Raw genomic sequence first — 3440 nt, 5'->3', positions numbered from 1 at the left:
GTCCGCATCCGCGCGGCGGCGCGCTCATGCAGGCCCATCCGCTTGAGTTTGGGCGACTTTCGTCCCTTCGGCGCTTCCGATTTCTGCTGCACGCGTGCCTCACTGCTTGCGCTCATCTTAGCCGTTTCCAGCCCTTTGACTTGCCCAAAATACCGACGCATCTCGCTGAAAACAATGGCACAACGCGCAAATTGTATGCAGCATGCAGAATCCCCGTTGCGCTGCCGCAAAGGCCGACCGATGATCTTGCACGACGCGCGAGACCTCGCGCCTTCGAAACGGAGTAAGCGATGCGGACGAGTTTGCGATTGGGCCTCGTGGTGATGGCGGCGATGTTCGGTGGAAGCGATCTCGCCTCCGCGCAGACCGCCAAGATCAAGCTCGGTTACGCCAAATGCGCGCACTGCCTGCCGATGTCGCTGGTTGCAGGCATGGCGAAGGGTGTCGAGGTCGAGGCCACCGGCTTCAACTCGGGCAATGACGTTCTCACCGCTTTGGTGTCGAAGAGCATCGACGTCGCCCAGGTCACCTATCTCCACTACATCACCGCGCTCGACAAAGGCTTCGACGTCGTCGCCGTATCAGGCCAGATCAACGGCGGCTCGGAATGCCTCTCCTCCGCGAAGCTGAACCTGCCGCCGGAGGACTGGGCTACGTTCAAGGCGACCGCTCTGAAGGCGAAGAGCGACGGCCAGCCGCTGAAGGTCGCGGCGTCCCGCGGCAATGCGCAGGACATCCACATGCGCGGCGCGTTCCTCAAGCAGGGCGTCGATCCCAACAAGGACATCCAGTTCATCAACATTCCCAATCCGTCGGACCACCTCGCAGCCTTGCAGCGCGGCGAGGTCGACTTGATCTGCTCGGTCGAGCCGTTCGCCTCGCAGATCAGGCTCGCCGGCGCCGGCAAGCACTTCGTGCTGCCTACGACCAGGCCGCCGGCAATCTGACCAACCTCATCGTCACCCGATCCGACGTGATCGCCAGCCAGCGCGCCGGCGTCCAGGGCGTGGTCACCGCGGTGGTCGAGCTTGACAACAAGCTGATCGCCGACAAGGCGCCGTGGATCGACGTCATCAACAAGCTCACCGGCCTCGACAAGACGGTGGCGACCGAAGCGCTGAAGAATGCCTCGCCGGATCCCGCGATCCATCGCTCGCAGACGCTCGCGATCGCCGCGATGATGCGCGATCTCAAATACATTGCGAAGGACGTCTCCGCGGACGCGGAGAAGAACATGGACTATTCGTTCCTCGAGCAGGCCACGGGAAAAGCCAAGAATGACCTCGGTTATTGACGCCGCGCCGGCAAGGGGCGCGTTCCGGCTGACACGGGCGTTTCAGGGGCTCGAACGCGTCGTCGTCCCCGCGCTGCTGATCGCCGGTTGGGAGGCCTTCGCCCGCAGCGGCATGCTGCCGCCGGCGCTGCTGCCGGCGCCGAGCGCGGTGCTGCATGCGCTCGGCGACTGGGTGTTCGGCTTCGACGAGACCACGCAGACCTATTCGGGCCACTGGCTGCGCGATGCGCTCGCCAGCGCTCTTCGCGTGTTCGGCGGCTTTGCGCTGGCAAGCCTCTTCGGCATTCTCGCCGGCGTCGCGATCGGCTGGTCGCGCCTGTTCGAGAAGACGCTGGAGCCGACGCTCCAGATGCTGCGTCCGATCCCGCCGGTGTCCTGGATCCCGCTGGCGATCATCTGGTTCGGCATTGCCGACAAGCCGGCGATCTTCCTGGTCTTCCTCGGCGCCTTCTTCCCGGTGCTGATGAACAGCATTCACGGCGTCAAGACTGTGGACCACAATCTCGTGCGTGCCGGCGCGATGATGGGCGCAAGCCAGCGGCAGATGCTGACCGACATCGTGCTGCCGGCGGCGCTGCCCTCGATCTTCGCAGGCCTGCGCATCGCGGTCGGATCCGCCTGGATGCTGACGGTCACGGCCGAGATGGTCGCGGTGAAGAGCGGCCTCGGCTATGTGCTGTGGGATTCCTACTACTTCCTGCGCTACGACATCGTGTTAGCTGCGATGATCTCGATCGGACTGCTCGGCTATCTCTCCGACCTCGGCCTCAAGGCGATCATGGCGCGCACGCTGCGCTGGCAGCAGACGACCACCGTGCAGGGCAGGGCAGGCTGATGGCGGCAATCGAGCTTCGCAACATCGTCAAGGTGTTTTCGGACAAGCGGCGCGGCCGTGACTTGCTCACCCTTGACAACGTCAATCTCGATATCGAGGCCAATGACTTCGTCTGCCTGCTCGGCCCGTCCGGCTGCGGYAAGTCGACGCTGCTCAACATCATCGCCGGCTTCGAGCAGGCGACAAGCGGCCGCACGCTGGTTGGCGGCAAGCAGGTCGAGCGGCCCGGCTCGGACCGCGGCGTGGTGTTCCAGCAGCCGACCCTGATGCCGTGGCTCACGGCCATCGACAACATCGCGTTCCATCTCAAGCTCAAGGGCGTCGGCAAAGCCGAGCGGCACCACCGCGCCATGGAGTTCATCGATCTCGTCGGCCTCAGCGGCTTCGAGCACCATCATCCTTCCGAAATGTCCGGCGGCATGAATCAGCGGGTCGGCATCGCCCGCGCTCTCCTGATGAACCCGAGCGTCATCCTGATGGACGAGCCGTTCGCGGCGCTGGACGCCCAGACCAAGCTCGAAATGCAGGAGGAGTTGGTCGCGATCTGGCAGAAGCGCCGCTGCACCATCGTGTTCGTCACCCACAGCGTCGACGAGGCGCTGGTGCTCGGCAACAAGATCGTGGTGATGACGAAGCGGCCGGGCCGGATCCGCGAGGCCGTCAATTTCGACCTGCCGCGCCCGCGGGACATCACCAGCCCCGAATTCAACGACGCCAAGCGCCACATCCTGGCTTTGATCCGCGAGGAGTCGACGCGCCTTGCGCAGGCGTCGTAGAGTATGGTCATGCGCAAGCGTCTCGGCATGATTACACCGTCCTCCAACTCGGTGCTCGAGCCCGTCACCAGCGCCATGCTGCATGGCGTGGCTGACATCACCGCGCATTTCTCCCGCTTCCGCGTCACCGAGATTGCACTGGACGCCGCTGCGCTGAGCCAGTTCGACGCCTCGGCGATGCTGCCGGCGGCGGATCTGCTGGCGGATGCCAAGGTCGACGCCATCGCCTGGAACGGCACGTCCGCAAGCTGGCTCGGCGTCGGCCGCGACCGGAGCCTTTGCGAGGCTATCACGGCGCGCACAGGCGTGCCGGCCACCACGTCGACGCTCGCCTGCATCGATGCCGCCCGTGCGCTCGGCGCCAAACGGGTCGGCCTCGTCTCGCCCTACACCGACGACGTGCAGCGGCGGATCGGCGATGTCTGGGCCGAGGCGGGAATCGCCCCGCACACGGAGCGGCACCTCGGACTGCGCGACAATTTCTCCTTCGGCGAGGTTGCGCCTGCGACGATTGCCGGCATGATCCGCGCGGTCG

3 protein-coding genes and 1 pseudogene are annotated in these 3440 nt (G+C 65.1%); all 4 read left to right on the top strand.

The features are described from left to right. Positions 1-290: 290 nt before the first annotated feature. Positions 291-1294, top strand: a pseudogene (locus AC1D00_RS32490) (ABC transporter substrate-binding protein). Continuing rightward, positions 1278-2129 (top strand): ABC transporter permease, encoded by an 852-nt coding sequence (locus AC1D00_RS32485; RefSeq protein ID WP_404554562.1) that lies wholly within the window; start codon positions 1278-1280, stop codon positions 2127-2129. The pseudogene AC1D00_RS32490 and the gene AC1D00_RS32485 overlap by 17 nt, the downstream one beginning before the upstream one ends. Then, complete coding sequence (locus AC1D00_RS32480; RefSeq protein ID WP_477013478.1) at positions 2129-2905, top strand: ABC transporter ATP-binding protein; 777 nt, start codon at positions 2129-2131, stop codon at positions 2903-2905. Before AC1D00_RS32485 ends, AC1D00_RS32480 begins: the two co-directional genes overlap by 1 nt. Positions 2906-2908: 3 nt before the next feature. After that, on the top strand, positions 2909-3440 hold a 532-nt coding region (locus tag AC1D00_RS32475), incomplete at its 3' end, for a maleate cis-trans isomerase family protein (protein ID WP_477013477.1).

The organism is Bradyrhizobium sp. P2_E8 (genome assembly GCF_056403875.1).
The sequence above is the reverse complement of the archived record's forward strand: the minus strand, read 5'-3'. Positions and strand labels throughout refer to the sequence as shown.